The organism is Pleomorphomonas koreensis DSM 23070, assembly GCF_000425185.1.
Lineage (GTDB): Bacteria > Pseudomonadota > Alphaproteobacteria > Rhizobiales > Pleomorphomonadaceae > Pleomorphomonas > Pleomorphomonas koreensis.
Genome location: NZ_KE384327.1, coordinates 243635 through 258802, shown reverse-complemented (window position 1 = coordinate 258802; position 15168 = coordinate 243635). Strand labels below are relative to the sequence as shown.

Sequence of the window (15168 nt, the reverse complement as noted above, 5' to 3'; positions counted from 1 at the left end):
CCTCAGCCCTCCCGCGGCTTGAGAAGGGCGAAGCGGGCGGGATCGCGCACCCGCGCCGCCGCCGCGAAGGCGGCTTCGCCCGAGCCGAAGAAGATGTCGCCGCGCGCCGGGCCGAGGATGGCCGAGCCGGTATCCTGCGCCACCATCAGCCGCCGGAACGGTCCGCCGGGGAGATCGGCCTCGACGTAGACCGGCGCGTGGAAGGTGATCAGCGCGCGGTCGACGGCCAGCGACCGGCCGGGCGTCAGCGGCACGCCGGCGGCGGCCACCGGCCCCAGCGCCGGATCGGGCACCGGCGCCTCGCGGAAGAAGATGTAGGAGCGGTTGCGCGACAGCGCCGCCCGCCGCTCCTGCGGCGACAGGCCGGCCAGCCAGGCGCGCAATGCATCGGCGGTGGCCTCGGCCGGGCTCGCCGCGACGCCGCGCTCCAGCATCAGCCGCGCCACCGGAAAATAGGGGTGGCCGCTCTTGGCGGCGAAGGTGACGCGCAGCACCTCGCCGTCCGGCAGCTTCAGCCGGGCCGCCCCCTGCACGTGGATGAAGAAGGCGTCGACGGCGCTGGCGACATGGGCGATCGGCGCCGCCCGGCCGTCGAGGGCGCCGGCCATCACCGCACCGCGCTCCGGGCAGGGCAGAAGGCGGCCGCCGTCGTCGATGGCCCAGGTCAGCGCCGGATCGAGGTTGCGCCGGTCGTCGGCCTCGGTCAGCTCGCGCAGGCCGGCGGGCGGCGCCAGGATCGGCACCGGAAAGGCCAGCGACGGCCTTAGCCGCGCCTCGACCTCCGGCTCGTAGAAGCCGGTGATGAAGCCGTCGCCCGTGGCTGGCTCGACGCGGAAGGGCTGGAAATGCGCCTCGAAGAAGGCGCGGGCGGCGGCGGCGTCGACCGTCTCGCTTAGGGCGAGCGCCAGTCGCCCCTTGTCGGCCAGCGCCGCGGCGTCCGGGCCGAGCAGCTTGCCGGTCGGCGGCTTCTCGACAAGGCGGACAGCCGAGCGGCGGAAGGCGGCGAAGGCGGCGGCGTGGTCGTCGTCGGCCCAGCCGGGGAGATCGGTAAAGGTGACCGCCACGAGGCGGCCGACGGATGCGAGGTCGGCCAAGATGAGGTCAGTCCCCGGCGTCGGTGGCGACCAGCTTCCAGTTCGGGTCCGACGATCGCGCCTCGCGGGCGAAGGTCCAGACGTCGGTCACCTCGGCGACCTTCTGCGGATCGCCCTCGACCACCGAGCCGTCGCGGCCGCGCGTGACCGAAATCAGCTGTGAAGAGAAGCGCACCGTCACCTGTTCCATGCCGTTCTCGACGCCGGCGTCGACCACGTCGGCCCGGTCGATACCGACGAAGGTGAAGTCGATCTTCTCGCCGCGCGCCTCGCGCGCCGCCAGCACGCCGGAGAAGCCGTCGAACACCTCGCGGCTGAGCAGCGGCTTCAGCGTATCGCGGTCGCCGGCCGCGAAGGCCGAGACGATCATCTCGTAGGCGGCGCGGGCGCCGCCCAGGAAGGCGTCGAGGTCGAAATTGCGGTCGACGGCGACGATCGCCTTGAGGCCGGAGTTGGCATGGCCGGCCGGCGCCACCTCGTCGATGCGGGCCAGCACCGCCTCGCGCGGGTCGGGCCGGCCTTCGCGCGGCAGCGTCACCACGTTGTCGCCGGCCGGCGGCGGCTCGATGGCGTCGGGCTTGCGGCCGGCGAAGGGATCGAACGGCGGCTTCTCGTTGCCGGTGCGGGTGCCGAGCACATTCCTGAGGCGCCAGAAGATCACCACGGCGATGACGAGGAAGATGAGGCTGGTGAGATCGAGGAAGGCGTTCATCCGAGCATCGTTTCCCTCAGTTGGCGCCCCAGGTGGCGCAGTGCCGGCGCAGCATCGCAATCAGTGTCGCCTGCCTATGTAGGCGACGGCGGCGGCAAGGGAAAGACGGACTTGGGGTGAATTCGGGGTGAATTCGGCGGCGAGGCCGCTCGCTGCGACCATCGGGGGAGGGGCCGCCCTTGCATGCCGCCGCCCGGCCGGCGCATCATGGTCCCGGACACTCATCGACCGGAACCGCCATGCGCCTCACGCCCGCCCTGCCGCTTCTCCTCCTCGCCTGGCCGATCGCCGAGATCGCGGCGCTCGTCTGGGTGGGCAGCCACCTCGGCGTCATCAACACCGTCGGCCTGGTGCTGCTCGCCGCCTTCGGCGGGCTGGCGCTGCTCCGTTACGAGGGCTTCGGCCTGATGCGCCGCGTGCAGGCCGAACTGGCGGCCGGACGCATGCCGGCCGGCACGCTGCTCGACGGCTTCATGGTGCTGCTGGCCGCCTTCCTGCTGATCCTGCCGGGCTTCCTGTCCGACCTGATGGCCTTCCTGCTGCTGTTCGCGCCGGTTCGGCGGCTGATCATCGCCACCATCGCCGCCCGCCTGACGGTGACCACCATGTCGACGGGCCGCCGCCGCAGCGAGGACGGCGTCGTCGACCTCGACGAGGACGAGTGGAGCCGCGGCGGCGGCAACGGCGATTCGCCCTGGTCCGGCGGCTCGAGGAGCCTGCCGCCCGAGCCGCCGTCCGACGAGCGCGGCGATCGGTCTTGATCTCGCCGGCCAAGCCTGATAGCGCTCGAACCCGCGAAAAGGCCGGGAAACGGCCTCGACAAACAATGGGTCACCCTGGCGGGCGTCCTCGCCCCGGCTGGCCGGAGGAGTGCGATACATGAGTTCGGTTCAGCCCGAGAACGGCGCCGCCGAGGCCCAGCCGTCGATGAGCGTGGTTGCCCAGTATGTCAAGGACCTGTCGTTCGAGAATCCCAAGGCGCCCGACAGCCTGAGGGCGCGCGAGACGGCGCCGCAGATTTCCATCGGCGTCAACGTCAACTCGCGCCAGCGCAGCCAGAGCGACTACGAGATCGACCTGCATCTCGAGGCCAAGGCGGCGATCGGCGAGGAAGTGATCTTCAACGTCGAACTGACCTACGGCGGCCTGATCAGCGTGCAGAACGTGCCGTCGCAGCACCTGCATCCTTACGTCAACATCGAAGGCCCGCGCCTGCTGTTCCCCTTCGCGCGCCAGATCATCGCCGACGCCGTCATCCGCGGCGGCTTCCCGCCGCTGCTGATCGACCCGATCGACTTCGTCCAGCTCTACCAGCAGTATCTCGCCCGCCTGCAGCAGATGCAGCAGCAGCAGCAGGGCGCCGCCAACTGAGGCGGACCGGCTTTCGAGCCTGATAAGGACGGCGCGTCTTCCGGGAGGAGGCGCGCCGTTTGGCATTTGGGAGCAATTCCAGCAAAAGTGGGAACCGGTTTTGCGTCCGGAATTGCGTCACACCGCATGACGGGACCATGTCCGGCAAATTCCAGTTTGCCGGACATGGTCCAGGAGCAGGCTGTCTTTCTCGACGCGCGCCACGCGCGGGGCTACACTTGGGCCGGCTTCGGCCGGGTCGGGCCGATGGAGGGAGGAAAGGTCATGCCGAATCTGCGCGTCCGTCCGTCGGGCGACCACGGCAAGGTGATCTCGATCACGCCGGACAGCGCCGGCTGGACCTATGTCGGCTTCGATGTCGTGCGGCTCAGGCCGGGCGAGACCAGTTTCGCCGATACCGAGGATCGCGAGGCCTGTCTGGTGCTGATCGAGGGGCGGGCGGTGGTCACCGCCGGCACCGAGGATTTCGGGCTGATCGGCGAGCGCATGACGCCGTTCTCCGGCAAGCCGCACGCCGTCTACGTACCGGCCGGCGCCAGCTGGTCTGTGAAGGCGGCCACCGAGGTCACCCTCGGCGTCTGCTCGGCGCCCGGCAAGCGCGGCGCCCGGCCGGCCCGCCACATCGACCCGGCCGGCCTCGTCCAGGAGACGCGCGGCAAGGGCCGCAACACGCGGCTGGTCACCGGCATCCTGCCGGAGGGCGAGCCGGCCGATTCGCTGATCGTCGTCGAGGTGATCACCCCGGCCGGCAACACCTCGTCCTATCCGCCGCACAAGCACGACGTCGACGACCTGCCGACCGAAAGCTGCCTCGAGGAAACCTACTACCACCGCGTCAATCCGGCGCAGGGCTGGGTGTTCCAGCGCGTCTACACCGACGACCGCAGCCTCGACGAGGCGATGGCGCTCGAGGACGGCGACGTCGCCATGGTGCCGAGGGGCTACCATCCGGTGGCGACGCTTCACGGCTACGACAGCTATTATCTCAACGTCATGGCCGGGCCGACACGGACCTGGAAGTTCCACAACGCGCCCGAGCACGAGTGGCTGTTCAGGCTGTGAGGTCGGCGCGAACGGGCATAGGCCGCTGGCCCGAACCCGTCCGGGCACCGGACGCGCCGGATGGCGACGAAAATACTCCATTTGCCGCCGCCTTCGGAAGCTGCCGGACTGGATCGGCCGGCCATTTGGCGTAAAACCTTCGGGCCGGCATCAGCCGGCGCCTTCCGGGGAGCTTTCATCATGGGGCCGCAGGTCGATCCCGTTGCGTCCGACATCGTCGTGCCGAAGGAGGCCGATGTGGTGATCGTCGGCGGCGGCATCGTCGGTACCACCGCCGCCCTCTATCTGGCGGAGCGCGGCCTGAAGCCGGTGCTCCTCGAGAAGGGCCACATCGCCGGCGAGCAGTCGAGCCGCAACTGGGGCTGGGTCAGGCAGGCCGACCGCGATCCGCGCGAGTTCGACCTGATCCGCGAGGCGATGCGGCTATGGCGCGAGATGGGTGCCCACGGTGTCGGCGACACCGGCTTCCGCGAGACCGGCATCTTCTTCGCCGCCCGCCGGGCGCGCGAAATCGACGGCTATCGCAACTGGGTGAAGGCGGCGGCCGGGCACGGAATTTCCGCCGAGGTGATCGAGGGCGAGGCGGTCAAGGCGGTGATGAAGGACGACCTGTCGCCGCCGCCGGCCGGCCTGTGGTGTGCGAGCGACGGCCGCGCCGAGCCGCAGAAGGCGGCGCCGGCCATCGCCTTGGCGGCACGCGCCAAGGGCGCCGTCATCCTCACCGACTGCGCGGCGCGCGGCCTCGAGACGGCGGCCGGCGAGATCGTCTCGGTGGTCACCGAGCGCGGCACCATCAGGACCAAGCGCGTGGTGCTGGCGGCCGGCGCCTGGTCGCGGCGCTTCCTGAAGGACCTCGGCTTGACACTGCCGCAGCTCAAGATGCGCTCGACGGTATCGCGCACCGCGCCGGTGACCGGCGGCCCCGACGCCGGCATCTGGGACGACGTGATCGGCATCCGCAAGCGGGCGGACGGTGGGCTGACGGTGGCCAACGGCATCGCCAACGTCGCCGCCCTCACGCCCGATCATTTCCGCTTCGCGCTCGACTTCCTGCCGGCGCTCGCCTCCGACTGGAAACACCTGTCGCTCGGCTTCGGGGAGCGGTTCTTCCGCGACATCGACGACTGGCCGACCCGGCCGCTCGACAAGGTCTCTCCTTACGAGAAGACGCGCGTCCTCGACCCCAAGCCCGACCTCCGCTTCCTGCGCCGCACCATGGGCGAACTGAAGCGCCGCTTCCCGCCGTTCCGGGAGGCACGCATCGTCCAGGCCTGGGCCGGCTTCATCGACGTGACGCCGGATGTGGTGCCGGTGATCTCCGAGACGGAAAGCCTTGCCGGTCTCGTCGTTGCCACCGGCTTTTCCGGCCACGGCTTCGGCATCGGGCCGGGCGCCGGCTGGCTGGTCGCCGACCTCGTCACGGGAGCGACGCCCTTCGTCGACCCGCGGCATTTTCGCCTGTCGCGCTTTTCCGACGGCTCGAAGCCGAAGCCTGCGTCGAGGTTGTAACCCTCAAGCCGCCAGATCGGCAACCACGGCGTCGAGCACGAAGGCGCCGGCCGGCGTGGTGCGGATGCGGCCGTCCGGCAGCACCTCGACCATGCCATGGGCGACGAGGTCGGAGACGCGCTCCGGATCGAAGCCGCGGCCGGCCAGGCGGCGGTAGCGGGCGACGTCGATGCCCTCGACGAGGCGGAGGCCCATCAACAGCATCTCGTCGCCGGCCGTTTCGCCGACGATCTCCTCGGTCTCGATGACGCCGTTGCCGACCTCGGCGATGCGCTGCATCCAGGCTTCCGGGTTGCGCTCGGCGACGGTGGCGAGGCGGGCGCGGTCATCCCCGAGCACGATGCGGCCGTGGGCGCCGGGGCCGAGCCCGACATATTCGCCATAGCGCCAGTAGAGGAGGTTGTGCCGGCTCTCGCCGCCCGGCGCGGCATGGTTGGAGATCTCGTAGGCCGGCAGGCCGGCCTCGCCGGTAATCGCGCGCGTCAGCTCGTAGAGGTCGGCGGCGGCGTCCGCGTCGGGGATCGTCAGCTTGCCGGCGGCCTGGAGCTTCTCGAAGGCGGTGTCCGGCTCGATGGTCAGCTGGTAGAGCGACAGGTGGTCGGCGGCAAAGCCGATGGCCCGCCGGAGTTCCGCCTCCCAGGCGGCAAGGCTCTGGCCGGGCCGGGCATAGATCAGGTCGAAGGAGAGGCGCGGGAAGGTCGTACGCGCCAGTTCGAGCGCGCGCAAAGCCTCGCCCGCGTTGTGCAGCCGGCCGAGGAACCTGAGGGCGTCCTCGTCGAGCGCCTGTACGCCGAGCGACAGCCGGTTGACGCCGGCCGCCCGGTAGCCACGGAAGCGGTCGGCCTCCACCGACGACGGGTTGGCTTCGAGGGTGATCTCGGCATCGGCCGACATCTGCCAGTGGCTGCCGATCAGTTCGAGGAGACGGCCGACGCTCTGCGGCTGCATCAGCGACGGCGTGCCGCCGCCGAGGAACACCGAGGTCACGGTGCGGCCGGGCGTCAGGCGGGCGTGGGCGGCGATCTCCCGCTGCATGGCGGCAAGATAGCCGGCCTCGTCGATGCCCTTCGGCCGCACGTGGCTGTTGAAGTCGCAATAGGGACACTTGCGGGCGCAGAACGGCCAGTGGACGTAGACGCCGAAACCGACGTCCGGCGTACCCGCCGCCGCCGGTTCCGCTTCTGCAAGAAGGTCCCGCTCGCGCATTCAGTGGTCCTTCACGGTCGGAGATCGGCAGGAAAGGCGTCCTCGACCAAGAGCTTCAGCGACCGCGAGCGGTGCGACAGCGGCCCCGGAGACGTCCAGATCGAACCGTGCTTCTCGGCCTCGGTCATCTCGCCGAAGGTCTTCGTCTCGCCGTCGGGCAGGAACACCGGATCGTAGCCGTGGCCGAAGTCGCCGGAGCGCGGCGGCCAGACCAGCGTGCCCTCGCGCTCCCCGAGATATTCCTGGGTGTGGCCGTCCGGCCAGGCGAGGCACAGGAGCGACACGAAATTCGCCTTGCGCGCCGCCGGCGTCGTGGCGCCGACCCGCTGCAATTCCTCCTCGACGAGGCGCATGGCCATCGACCAGTCGCGGTCGGGCCCGGCCCAGTCGGCGGTGTGGACGCCGGGCCGGCCGTCGAGCGCTTCGACGCAGAGGCCGGAATCGTCGGCCAGCGCCACCGCGCCCGAGGCGCGGGCGGCAGCCAGCGCCTTGATGCGGCCATTCTCGACGAAGGTGGTGCCGTCCTCGACCGGCACCGGCAGGCCGAGGTCGCCGGCCGACACCAGTTCGATGGGGAGGCCGCCCAGCAGGAAATAGAATTCCCGGAGCTTGCCGTTGTTGTGGGTGGCGACGACAAGCCGCTTGCCGTCGATACGGCGGTGTTCGGTCATGTCTCTCTCCGTCACGACGCGATGGCCGCCTTCTGCAAGTCGATCAGCCTGGCGATGCCGCCCTTGGCGAGGCTCAGCAGCTTCTGCAATTCCTCTTCCGAGAAGGGCGCGCCCTCGGCGGTGCCCTGGATCTCGACGAGGCCGCCCGAGCCGGTGATCACGAAGTTGGCGTCGGTCTCGGCCGAGGAATCCTCGATATAGTCGAGGTCGAGTACCGGCACGCCGTCGGAGATGCCGCAGGAGATGGCGGCGACGTGGTCGCGCAGCACCTTGGCCTGGGCGGGAACGAGGTTGCGGCGGCGCATCCACTCGATGGCGTCGTGGAGCGCCACGAAGGCGCCGGTGATCGAGGCGGTGCGGGTGCCGCCGTCGGCCTGGATGACGTCGCAGTCGATGACGATCTGCCGCTCGCCGAGGGCGATCAGGTCGACGACGGCGCGCAAGGATCGGCCGATCAGCCGCTGGATTTCCTGGGTGCGGCCCGACTGCTTGCCGGCGGCGGCCTCGCGCTTCATGCGTTCGCCGGTGGCGCGCGGCAGCATGCCGTATTCGGCGGTCACCCAGCCCTTGCCGCCGCCGCGCAGCCACGGCGGCACCTTCTCGTCCACCGAGGCGGTGACCAGCACGTGGGTGTCGCCGAACTTGACCAGGCAGGAGCCTTCGGCATGGCGCGACACGCCGCGTTCGAGGCTGACGGGACGCAACTCGTCGGGGGCACGGCGGGACGGGCGCATGGATCTCTCCGTTGAAGTCTGGGCGGGACGGGCCCCGCGCGGTCGCGTCCTTGTAGCCTCGTCGGGGAAGGGCCGTAAAGGGCGGGATCGATCAAAGACAGGGGAAGCCGCCTTCATTCCGGCCGGCGGCCGTGTATAAGGGGCCGAAGATCCTTCCTTGCCCGGAACCTCCGCCTTGGCCAAGCCGCCCTTCGCCCCGAAACCGCCATCCCGCCGGCCGGAGCCGCGCCCGACCGAATCCGCGAGGGAGCCCCGCGGCCCGGCCCGGCCGTCGGGCGCCGCCGCCCCGAAGCGGCCGATGCCGGCGGTGCTAGGCCCGCGCCGCGCCGAGGAACAGGTCGGCTCGCTGCTCGTCACCGACGGCTGGGACGACTATCGCCTCCTCGACATGGGCGAAGGCGAAAAACTCGAACGCTACGGCGATCTCGTCGTGGTGAGGCCGGAACCGCAGGCCATGGGGCCGCGCCGGCTCGATCCGTCGGCCTGGGCGGCGGCCGGCGCCGCCTTCACCGGCGACGTCGAGGAGGACGGCCCCGGCCGTTGGCGTACGGCCGAGGGCATCGGCACCGCCTGGGAGATGCGGGTGATGGGCCTTCCCGTCGTCTGCCGGCTGACCGCCTTCCGCCACGTCGGCATCTTCGCCGAGCAGATCGCCCACTGGACCTTCATGGCCGAGCGGCTGAAGGCCCATCGCGGACCGGACAAGCCAAGGCTGCTCAACCTGTTCGGCTACACTGGCGTCGCCTCGATTGTAGCCGCCGAGGCCGGCGCCGAGGTGACGCATGTCGACGCCTCCAGGAAATCGGTGGCCTGGGGCCGCGAGAACCAGGCGCTGGCCGGCCTCGACGCGGCGCCGATCCGCTGGATCGTCGACGACGCGGTGAAATTCGCCGAGCGCGACATCCGGCGCGGCAAGCGCTATGACGGCATCCTGCTCGACCCGCCGCGCTTCGGCCGCGGTCCGGAGGGCGAGGTGTGGTCGCTCGAAGCCGACCTGCCGCATCTGCTCGACCTCACCCGCCAGCTTCTGGCGCCGGGGCCGTCGTTTGCGGTGTTGACGGCCTATGCCATCCGCGCCTCCTTCCTGTCCATCCACGAGGTGACGGCCGATCTCCTCGGCCACCGCCCCGGCACGATCTCGTCGGGCGAGCTGGCGGTGCGCGAGACCGGCGATCCCGCCCGGCCCGGCCGGCTGCTCGCCACCTCGATGTATTCCCGTTTTATCGGAGCCTGAGCCATGGCCGACAGGGAAAAGGCGCCCGGCGCCGTGCGGCAGATCACCTCGCTGACCAACCCGGTCGTCAAGGACATCCGGGCGCTCGCCATGAAGAAGGCGCGCGAGGAAACCGGGCAGTTTCTCGGCGAGGGGCTGAAGCTGGTCACCGACGCGCTGGAGGAGCACTGGCCGATCGCCGCCGTCGCCTATGCGCCGGCGGTGCGCGACCAGCCGCATGTGGCGAAAGCGGCGGCCGCCGTCCGGGCGCGCGGCGGCGACGTTCTGGAGATGAGCGAGGCGGTGCTCGCCAAGATCACCCGCCGCGACAATCCGCAGATGGTGGTCGGCGTGTTCGGCCAGCGCCTGCGGCCGCTCGCCGACGTCAAGGTGGGCGAGGGCGAGGTCTGGGTGGCGCTCGAAGAGGTGCGCGACCCCGGCAACCTCGGCACCATCATCCGTACGGTCGATTCGGTCGGGGCGAAGGGCGTCGTGCTGATCGGCGACACCTGCGATCCCTTCTCCTTCGAGGCGGTGCGTGCCACCATGGGCTCGCTGTTCCACGTGCCGCTGGTGAAGACCGGCCGCGACGCCTTCGTCGCCTGGGCCAGGGCGTCCGGCGTCCGCCTGGTCGGCACGCATCTCAAGGCGACGCACGACTATCGCAAGGTGGAGGCCCATGCCCCGACGGTGCTGGTGATGGGCAACGAGCAGGCCGGCCTCAGCGAGCCGATGTCGGCGGCCTGCGACGTCCGCGTCAAGATTCCGATGGCCGGCCGGGCCGACAGCCTCAACCTCGCGGTGGCCACCGGCGTCATGCTCTACGAATTGCGGCGCAATTCCTTGTAATAGAAGAGCGTGCCGGTGAGGCCGCCCTGCGGCTTCAGCGCATAGTTCGGCACCTCGCCGGCCAGACGGAAGCCGCAGCGCTCATAGAGCGGCCCGGCGCCGCCGTCGCTCGCCGTATCGAGCACGATCAGCGTCCGCCCCCGGTCGCGGGCGATCCTTTCAGCCTCGACGATCAGCGCCGTGGCGACGCCGCGGCCGCGATGGTCCGGCCGGGTCATCATCTTGGCGAACTCGGCTCGGTGCGGCTGGTTGGGCGGACAGTCGAGCAGCAGCGTCAGCGTGCCCACGAGGTCGTTTCCGTCGAAGGCGCCGAGCACTACCCGCTTGCCCTGGGCGACGGCGGCGAGCGATTCCCGCCAGAAGGCGCGGGCGTCCTGCGGGGGCAGCGGGTCCATGAAACTGACCGAGCCGCCGGCCGCCACCGTCTCGACGAGCAGCGCGGTGAGCGCGTCGAGGGTGGCATCGTCGGGAAGAAGCGGGCGGATATCGGGCATCTTAGCTCCTGGTCAGCGCCACCACATAGCGGGCGGGCACGTCGCTCTCATTGGCGATGGTGACGTCGGCCGGCGGGCCGAAACCGAGACAGTCGCCGGCGGCGAGCGCGTGGCGGCCGTCCGCATCGGTGATCGCCAGTTCGCCCTCGATCAGCCAGACAACCTGGCGGATGAAGGCATAGGAGGCGGCCGGCAACAGGGCGCTCCTGCCCGGCGGCATGGTCACCTCGACGATTTCCAGCGGATGATCGGGCCTCAGAAACACCTGCCGCCTCAGATAGCCGGTGGCCGGATCGCGCCACGTCGGCTGGTCGGCGGCGCGGATCAGCCGGTCGGCGCCGGCCTCGGCGCGGACGAGCAGGCTGGCCAGCGTCAGGTCGAAGGCGGCGGCGAGGCGGACCAGCACACCGGCGGTCGGCGAGGCGTCGCCACGCTCGATCTTGGAGATGGTCGCCTTGCCGACGCCGGAACGCGCCGCGAGGTCGGCCAGCGACCAGCCGCGGCCCTCGCGTTCGAGGCGGATGCGGGCGGCAAGCCGGGCACCGGTTTCGTCTTCGATAGTATCCATTCGTCTCTTATAGGAGACTACGGCGCCCGGGACAACAAAAAACGGCCGCCCGGGGGCGACCGTCTTTTCATGCTTCGCGGTGGTGGCTCAGGCGTCGATGTCGACGCCGCTGGTTTCCTTGCCGAGCAGCAGCGACACGAAGGTGAGGCCGGCCATCACCGTCAGATAGACGCCGACCCAGAACGGGCTGCCGGCGCCGTAGGTCCACAGCGCCACGGCGATGAACGGCGCCACGGCGGCGCCGAGAATCGACGAGACGTTGTAGGAGATGCCCGAGCCGGTATAGCGGACGTTGGCCGGGAACAGCTCCGGCAACAGCGCGCCCATCGGTCCGAAGGTCATGCCCATCAGCGTGAAGCCGACGATCAGGAAGGCCATCACCCCGAAGCTGCCGAGCGACAGGATCGGCACCCAGAGGAGGCCGAACAGCATGATCGCCGCCGTCACCCACAGCAGCGTCCGCCGCCGGCCCCAGCGGTCGGCCCACGGGCCGGAGACCATGGTGAAGACGCCGAAGAACACCACGCCGACGATCATCATGGTGACGAAGGTGCGGTAGTCGTAGCCGAGGCCCGGCACCGCCGCCGTGGTGGCGGCGCGGCCGTAGCTCAGCGAGAAGGTGGTCATCAGGTAGAACAGCACGTAGGTGGCCAGCATGTAGAAGGTGCCGAGCACCAGCTCGCGCCCGTGATGGCGGACGGCGTCGGCCATCGGCAGCCGGCGCACCTTGCCGGTCTTCACGGTGTTCTCGAAGGCGGCACTCTCCACCAGGCTGAAGCGCACCCAGAGGCCGACCACCACCATCACCGCCGAGAACAGGAACGGGATGCGCCAGCCCCAGTCGAGGAAGGCCAGCGACGGCCGCGTCGGATCGTCGGTGGGCAGCGCCGCCGAGATGATCAGGAACAGGCCGTTGGCGATGATGAAGCCGATCGGCGCGCCGAGCTGCGGGAAGGTGCCGTAGAAGGCGCGCTTGCCGGCCGGCGCGTTCTCGGTGGCGACCAGCGCCGCGCCGCTCCACTCGCCGCCGATGGCAAATCCCTGGGTGAGGCGCAACACCACCAGCAGGAAGGGCGCCAGCCAGCCGACCGAGGCATAGGTCGGCAGGCAGCCGATCAGGAAGGTGGCGATGCCCATGGTGAGCAAGGCGGCGACCAGCGTCACCTTGCGGCCGCGCTTGTCGCCGAGATGGCCGAAGAACAGCGCGCCGAGCGGCCGGGCGACCATGGCGGCGCCGAAGATGGCGAAGGAGGAGAGAAGCGCCGTGGTGTCGTTGCCGGCCGGGAAGAACAGGTGCGGGAACACCAGCACGGCGGCCGTGGCGTAGACGTAGAAATCGTAGAATTCGATGGTGGTGCCGACGAGGCTGGCGAGGATGACGCGAGTGCGCGAGTTGCCGGGGCGGGCGACCGGCGCGGCGAGAGTTGTGCTGGACATGGCTTTCCGTTCGTCTGGTCGGTGTCCGGTCCCGGCGGCGGCGCGCCGGGGATGGTCCGGAGACCGGCTTGTTAGACGAATGTGCTGCTCATGTTAAGCGACTACAGGGCGAGTCCGACATTTTGTTGCGCATGGCTGCCATGAACAGACGGAACCGTTCTTCGGAGAGCCGGCTTTTGAAAGAAAGCAACCCGCCAGCCGTTCTGGCGGCAACGCTTATCGGGAAGGCGACGACCTGCCGCGACGTCGTTTCAACCGCGCCGGCCGCCCAGTCGACGGTGCCGGCCAACAGGAGGACGAAGGCGGCGACCATCAGCGAAGTGGTCGTCCGCAAGAAGAGATGCAGGTGGGGATGGCGGATCCGATCCTTGTTGCTTTTATGGATTGAAACTCAAGCCGCCGGCCATTGATGCGTCGTTAAGTCGACGGTGGCTCCGATCGGCAAGCCCGAGCGCCGGTGGTATGCATCCAGCGCTGGGTGCAAGAGTGTCGGCGGCATCGACAGTAATGCCGATGCCGCCTGCAATCGATTCTCCGGATTTCCCGAGACTGGCGCCGACCCCTCGTCAGGCTGCGTCGCAGGCAAAGGCGCTGCGGCCGAGGTCCTCCAGCCGCCGCACCACCTCGTCGCCGGCCTCGTTGAGTGCCGCAAGATGGCTCAGTGCTTCCGGGTTCCGGCCCTGCTCACGCATCTCCAGCGTGGCCTTCGCCTCCTGGTGCACCCGCTGATGCGGCACCTCGAGCGCGCGGAACTCGGCCGACGCCCGGATTTTTGCATCCTTGAAGCTGTCGTACCATTTGCCGAGCCGGCAGCAGTGATGATCCGGCACGCTGGCGCTCGGGTAGCTGCGGTGGCCGAGCAGCGCGTCGACGATGTGCTTCTTAAACAGGATATGATCGATCTTGGCGATCTCGATCATCATGGCCTGCCCCTCGGCGGCCTGGAACAGGCTGGTGGCCTGCTCCTCGGTCTGCAGGTTGCTGGCCTCCAGCTTGCCGGCCATCGTCTGGATGAGTTCGCGGTTATGCTGGGCGAGCTTCGACCCGGCCTCCACCGAGGCGGCGATCTCGGCGCTGGCCGCCTGCTGCTCCTCGAGCACCGCGGCAATGGAATCGATGCGTCCCAGGATACCGGACACCAGGCCGCCGATCCGCCCCATCGAGCCGGACACCTCGGTGATCACCCCTTCGCCCGAGCCGACGGCCGCCTCGGTGCGGGTCATCGCCTCGGTCATGCCGGTGATCACCTGCCGCATGCCCTCGATGCGGCTGCCGATGTTCTCGGTGGCGCTGGCCGTCTGGTTGGCGAGCACCTTCACTTCCGAGGCGACGACGGCAAAGCCCTTGCCGGCCTCGCCGGCCCGCGCCGCCTCGATGGTGGCGTTGAGCGCCAGGAGGTTGGTCTGCTTGGCGATGACGTCGATGACGGTGAGGATCTGGGCGATGTGATCGAAGGCGTCGGCCAGCGCCGAGGCTTTCTCCTTGGTTTCCCGCGTCGCCGAGCTGATGTTGGAGATGGCGGTGCCGAGCCGCTCCACCGCCTGGCCGGACTGCACCGTCGCCTCCGACGCCAGGCGCGACTGGCCGAGCGCCTCATGGCTGGAACGCGAAATCTCGCCGATCGAGGCGACCATCTCCGCCGTGGCGCTGGCCATCGCCTGGGAACTGACGGCCAGCTCGCCAACGTTGTCGGACAGCCCGGCCAGTTCGACGGCAACCGCGTTGACGCCGACCACCGTTTTGGCCAGGCCCTGCAGCGTCCTCACCTGATGGCAGACCCGCAGCTCGGCGATGGTTGCCTCGTGCTCGCTTTTCGCCGCGAGCTGTTCCAGGGCCGCCACGATGCGGGCGTAGGCGAGGCAGAGCCGCTCCGCCTCGCTCGACCGGCCGAACACCCAGGCCGACCGGCGCAGCGCCTCGGCAAGCACCGACGACATGTGCGCCTCGATACCCCGGCGAAGGGCCTCCGGCCGCAGACCGTCGGCAATCATCTGCCTCAGTTGGGAATCGGGATCGGCACTCTCGAACAGCGCGGTCAGCCGCCCGTCGAGCTTCGCATCCGGCAGGCCGGTTGCCTGTTGCTGCGGCGGGGAACGCTTGAGAGCGATTTCGGAAGGCCTGGCACCCATCATCACCTCGTTCGCGGATGCGATCCGCGTAATCCGGTAGTTTTTATGGAACTTTTTTCATCACAAGAATCGCCTAACAAGGTTAAGAAAGCCGAAACGGCTCGTCGGTCTGTTTGCCG

At 69.7% G+C, this 15168-nt stretch carries 16 protein-coding genes; 6 read left to right on the top strand and 10 right to left on the bottom strand.

The window, feature by feature from the left end; genetic code table 11:
- Positions 1–2: 2 nt before the first annotated feature.
- Entirely contained in the window at positions 3–1094 is a 1092-nt protein-coding gene (locus tag H512_RS0121275) for an MltA domain-containing protein (protein WP_026785119.1), read from the bottom strand.
- 7 nt (positions 1095–1101) lie between these two features.
- Positions 1102–1806, bottom strand: coding sequence for a Tim44/TimA family putative adaptor protein (locus H512_RS0121270; RefSeq protein ID WP_026785118.1), 705 nt, complete (start codon positions 1804–1806; stop codon positions 1102–1104).
- A 239-nt stretch (positions 1807–2045) separates the two neighbouring features.
- On the opposite strand from H512_RS0121270, the gene H512_RS0121265 reads away from it, so the two are divergent.
- From H512_RS0121265 to H512_RS0121250, 4 genes are all read left to right on the top strand, one after another.
- Positions 2046–2567 carry an FxsA family protein gene (locus H512_RS0121265; protein ID WP_026785117.1) on the top strand — a complete coding sequence of 174 codons (522 nt, stop codon included), beginning with the start codon at positions 2046–2048 and terminating at the stop codon, positions 2565–2567.
- Positions 2568–2685: 118 nt separating this feature from the next.
- Positions 2686–3177 carry a protein-export chaperone SecB gene (gene secB, locus H512_RS0121260; RefSeq protein WP_026785116.1) on the top strand — a complete coding sequence of 164 codons (492 nt, stop codon included), beginning with the start codon at positions 2686–2688 and terminating at the stop codon, positions 3175–3177.
- 264 nt (positions 3178–3441) lie between these two features.
- On the top strand, positions 3442–4239 hold the full coding sequence (gene iolB / locus H512_RS0121255) for a 5-deoxy-glucuronate isomerase (protein WP_026785115.1): 798 nt from the start codon (positions 3442–3444) through the stop codon (positions 4237–4239).
- A gap of 180 nt (positions 4240–4419) precedes the next feature.
- Positions 4420–5748, top strand: a complete 1329-nt coding sequence (locus H512_RS0121250; RefSeq protein ID WP_026785114.1) for an NAD(P)/FAD-dependent oxidoreductase — start codon at positions 4420–4422, stop codon at positions 5746–5748.
- A 3-nt stretch (positions 5749–5751) separates the two neighbouring features.
- Here H512_RS0121250 and hemW read toward each other — a convergent pair whose 3' ends face one another.
- The 3 genes from hemW to rph are packed head-to-tail and all read right to left on the bottom strand — an operon-like array spanning position 5752 to position 8359.
- A complete protein-coding gene (hemW, locus tag H512_RS25410; protein WP_053240126.1) occupies positions 5752–6954 on the bottom strand; it encodes a radical SAM family heme chaperone HemW in 1203 nt (400 codons plus the stop codon).
- Between the two features lie 11 nt (positions 6955–6965).
- Positions 6966–7625, bottom strand: coding sequence for a non-canonical purine NTP pyrophosphatase (locus tag H512_RS0121240; RefSeq protein ID WP_026785113.1), 660 nt, complete (start codon positions 7623–7625; stop codon positions 6966–6968).
- An 11-nt stretch (positions 7626–7636) separates the two neighbouring features.
- Positions 7637–8359 (bottom strand): ribonuclease PH, encoded by a 723-nt coding sequence (gene rph / locus H512_RS0121235; protein ID WP_026785112.1) that lies wholly within the window; start codon positions 8357–8359, stop codon positions 7637–7639.
- A gap of 298 nt (positions 8360–8657) precedes the next feature.
- On the opposite strand from rph, the gene H512_RS25405 reads away from it, so the two are divergent.
- Both H512_RS25405 and H512_RS0121225 read left to right on the top strand, forming a co-directional pair.
- The gene (locus tag H512_RS25405; RefSeq protein ID WP_053240125.1) at positions 8658–9593 is read left to right on the top strand and encodes a class I SAM-dependent methyltransferase; all 936 of its coding nucleotides are present in this window, start codon (positions 8658–8660) and stop codon (positions 9591–9593) included.
- A gap of 3 nt (positions 9594–9596) precedes the next feature.
- Positions 9597–10421, top strand: coding sequence for a TrmH family RNA methyltransferase (locus H512_RS0121225; RefSeq protein ID WP_026785111.1), 825 nt, complete (start codon positions 9597–9599; stop codon positions 10419–10421).
- On the opposite strand, the gene H512_RS0121220 is transcribed toward H512_RS0121225, so the two are convergent.
- The 5 genes from H512_RS0121220 to H512_RS0121200 form a co-directional block, all read right to left on the bottom strand.
- Positions 10394–10915: a GNAT family N-acetyltransferase gene (locus tag H512_RS0121220; protein ID WP_036793080.1), complete on the bottom strand. Its 522-nt coding sequence runs from the start codon at positions 10913–10915 to the stop codon at positions 10394–10396. The genes H512_RS0121225 and H512_RS0121220 overlap by 28 nt on opposite strands.
- Position 10916: 1 nt before the next feature.
- Positions 10917–11483 carry a helix-turn-helix domain-containing protein gene (locus H512_RS0121215; RefSeq protein ID WP_026785109.1) on the bottom strand — a complete coding sequence of 189 codons (567 nt, stop codon included), beginning with the start codon at positions 11481–11483 and terminating at the stop codon, positions 10917–10919.
- 87 nt (positions 11484–11570) lie between these two features.
- Positions 11571–12920 carry an MFS transporter gene (locus tag H512_RS0121210; RefSeq protein WP_026785108.1) on the bottom strand — a complete coding sequence of 450 codons (1350 nt, stop codon included), beginning with the start codon at positions 12918–12920 and terminating at the stop codon, positions 11571–11573.
- A gap of 88 nt (positions 12921–13008) precedes the next feature.
- Positions 13009–13233 carry a hypothetical protein gene (locus H512_RS0121205; protein ID WP_026785107.1) on the bottom strand — a complete coding sequence of 75 codons (225 nt, stop codon included), beginning with the start codon at positions 13231–13233 and terminating at the stop codon, positions 13009–13011.
- A gap of 253 nt (positions 13234–13486) precedes the next feature.
- Complete coding sequence (locus H512_RS0121200) at positions 13487–15052, bottom strand: methyl-accepting chemotaxis protein (protein ID WP_084798682.1); 1566 nt, start codon at positions 15050–15052, stop codon at positions 13487–13489.
- Positions 15053–15168 lie beyond the last annotated feature (116 nt).

Bases quoted from the DNA above. Each gene is read 5' to 3' on its own strand.
- hemW (WP_053240126.1), bottom strand. From the start codon at position 6,954: ATGCGCGAGCGGGACCTTCTTGCAGAAGCGGAACCGGCGGCGGCGGGT.
- secB (WP_026785116.1), top strand. From the start codon at position 2,686: ATGAGTTCGGTTCAGCCCGAGAACGGCGCCGCCGAGGCCCAGCCGTCG.
- H512_RS25405 (WP_053240125.1), top strand. From the start codon at position 8,658: ATGCCGGCGGTGCTAGGCCCGCGCCGCGCCGAGGAACAGGTCGGCTCG.
- H512_RS0121200 (WP_084798682.1), bottom strand. From the start codon at position 15,052: ATGATGGGTGCCAGGCCTTCCGAAATCGCTCTCAAGCGTTCCCCGCCG.
- H512_RS0121215 (WP_026785109.1), bottom strand. From the start codon at position 11,483: ATGGATACTATCGAAGACGAAACCGGTGCCCGGCTTGCCGCCCGCATC.
- H512_RS0121220 (WP_036793080.1), bottom strand. From the start codon at position 10,915: ATGCCCGATATCCGCCCGCTTCTTCCCGACGATGCCACCCTCGACGCG.
- H512_RS0121210 (WP_026785108.1), bottom strand. From the start codon at position 12,920: ATGTCCAGCACAACTCTCGCCGCGCCGGTCGCCCGCCCCGGCAACTCG.
- H512_RS0121250 (WP_026785114.1), top strand. From the start codon at position 4,420: ATGGGGCCGCAGGTCGATCCCGTTGCGTCCGACATCGTCGTGCCGAAG.
- iolB (WP_026785115.1), top strand. From the start codon at position 3,442: ATGCCGAATCTGCGCGTCCGTCCGTCGGGCGACCACGGCAAGGTGATC.
- rph (WP_026785112.1), bottom strand. From the start codon at position 8,359: ATGCGCCCGTCCCGCCGTGCCCCCGACGAGTTGCGTCCCGTCAGCCTC.
- H512_RS0121270 (WP_026785118.1), bottom strand. From the start codon at position 1,806: ATGAACGCCTTCCTCGATCTCACCAGCCTCATCTTCCTCGTCATCGCC.
- H512_RS0121225 (WP_026785111.1), top strand. From the start codon at position 9,597: ATGGCCGACAGGGAAAAGGCGCCCGGCGCCGTGCGGCAGATCACCTCG.
- H512_RS0121240 (WP_026785113.1), bottom strand. From the start codon at position 7,625: ATGACCGAACACCGCCGTATCGACGGCAAGCGGCTTGTCGTCGCCACC.
- H512_RS0121265 (WP_026785117.1), top strand. From the start codon at position 2,046: ATGCGCCTCACGCCCGCCCTGCCGCTTCTCCTCCTCGCCTGGCCGATC.
- H512_RS0121205 (WP_026785107.1), bottom strand. From the start codon at position 13,233: ATGGTCGCCGCCTTCGTCCTCCTGTTGGCCGGCACCGTCGACTGGGCG.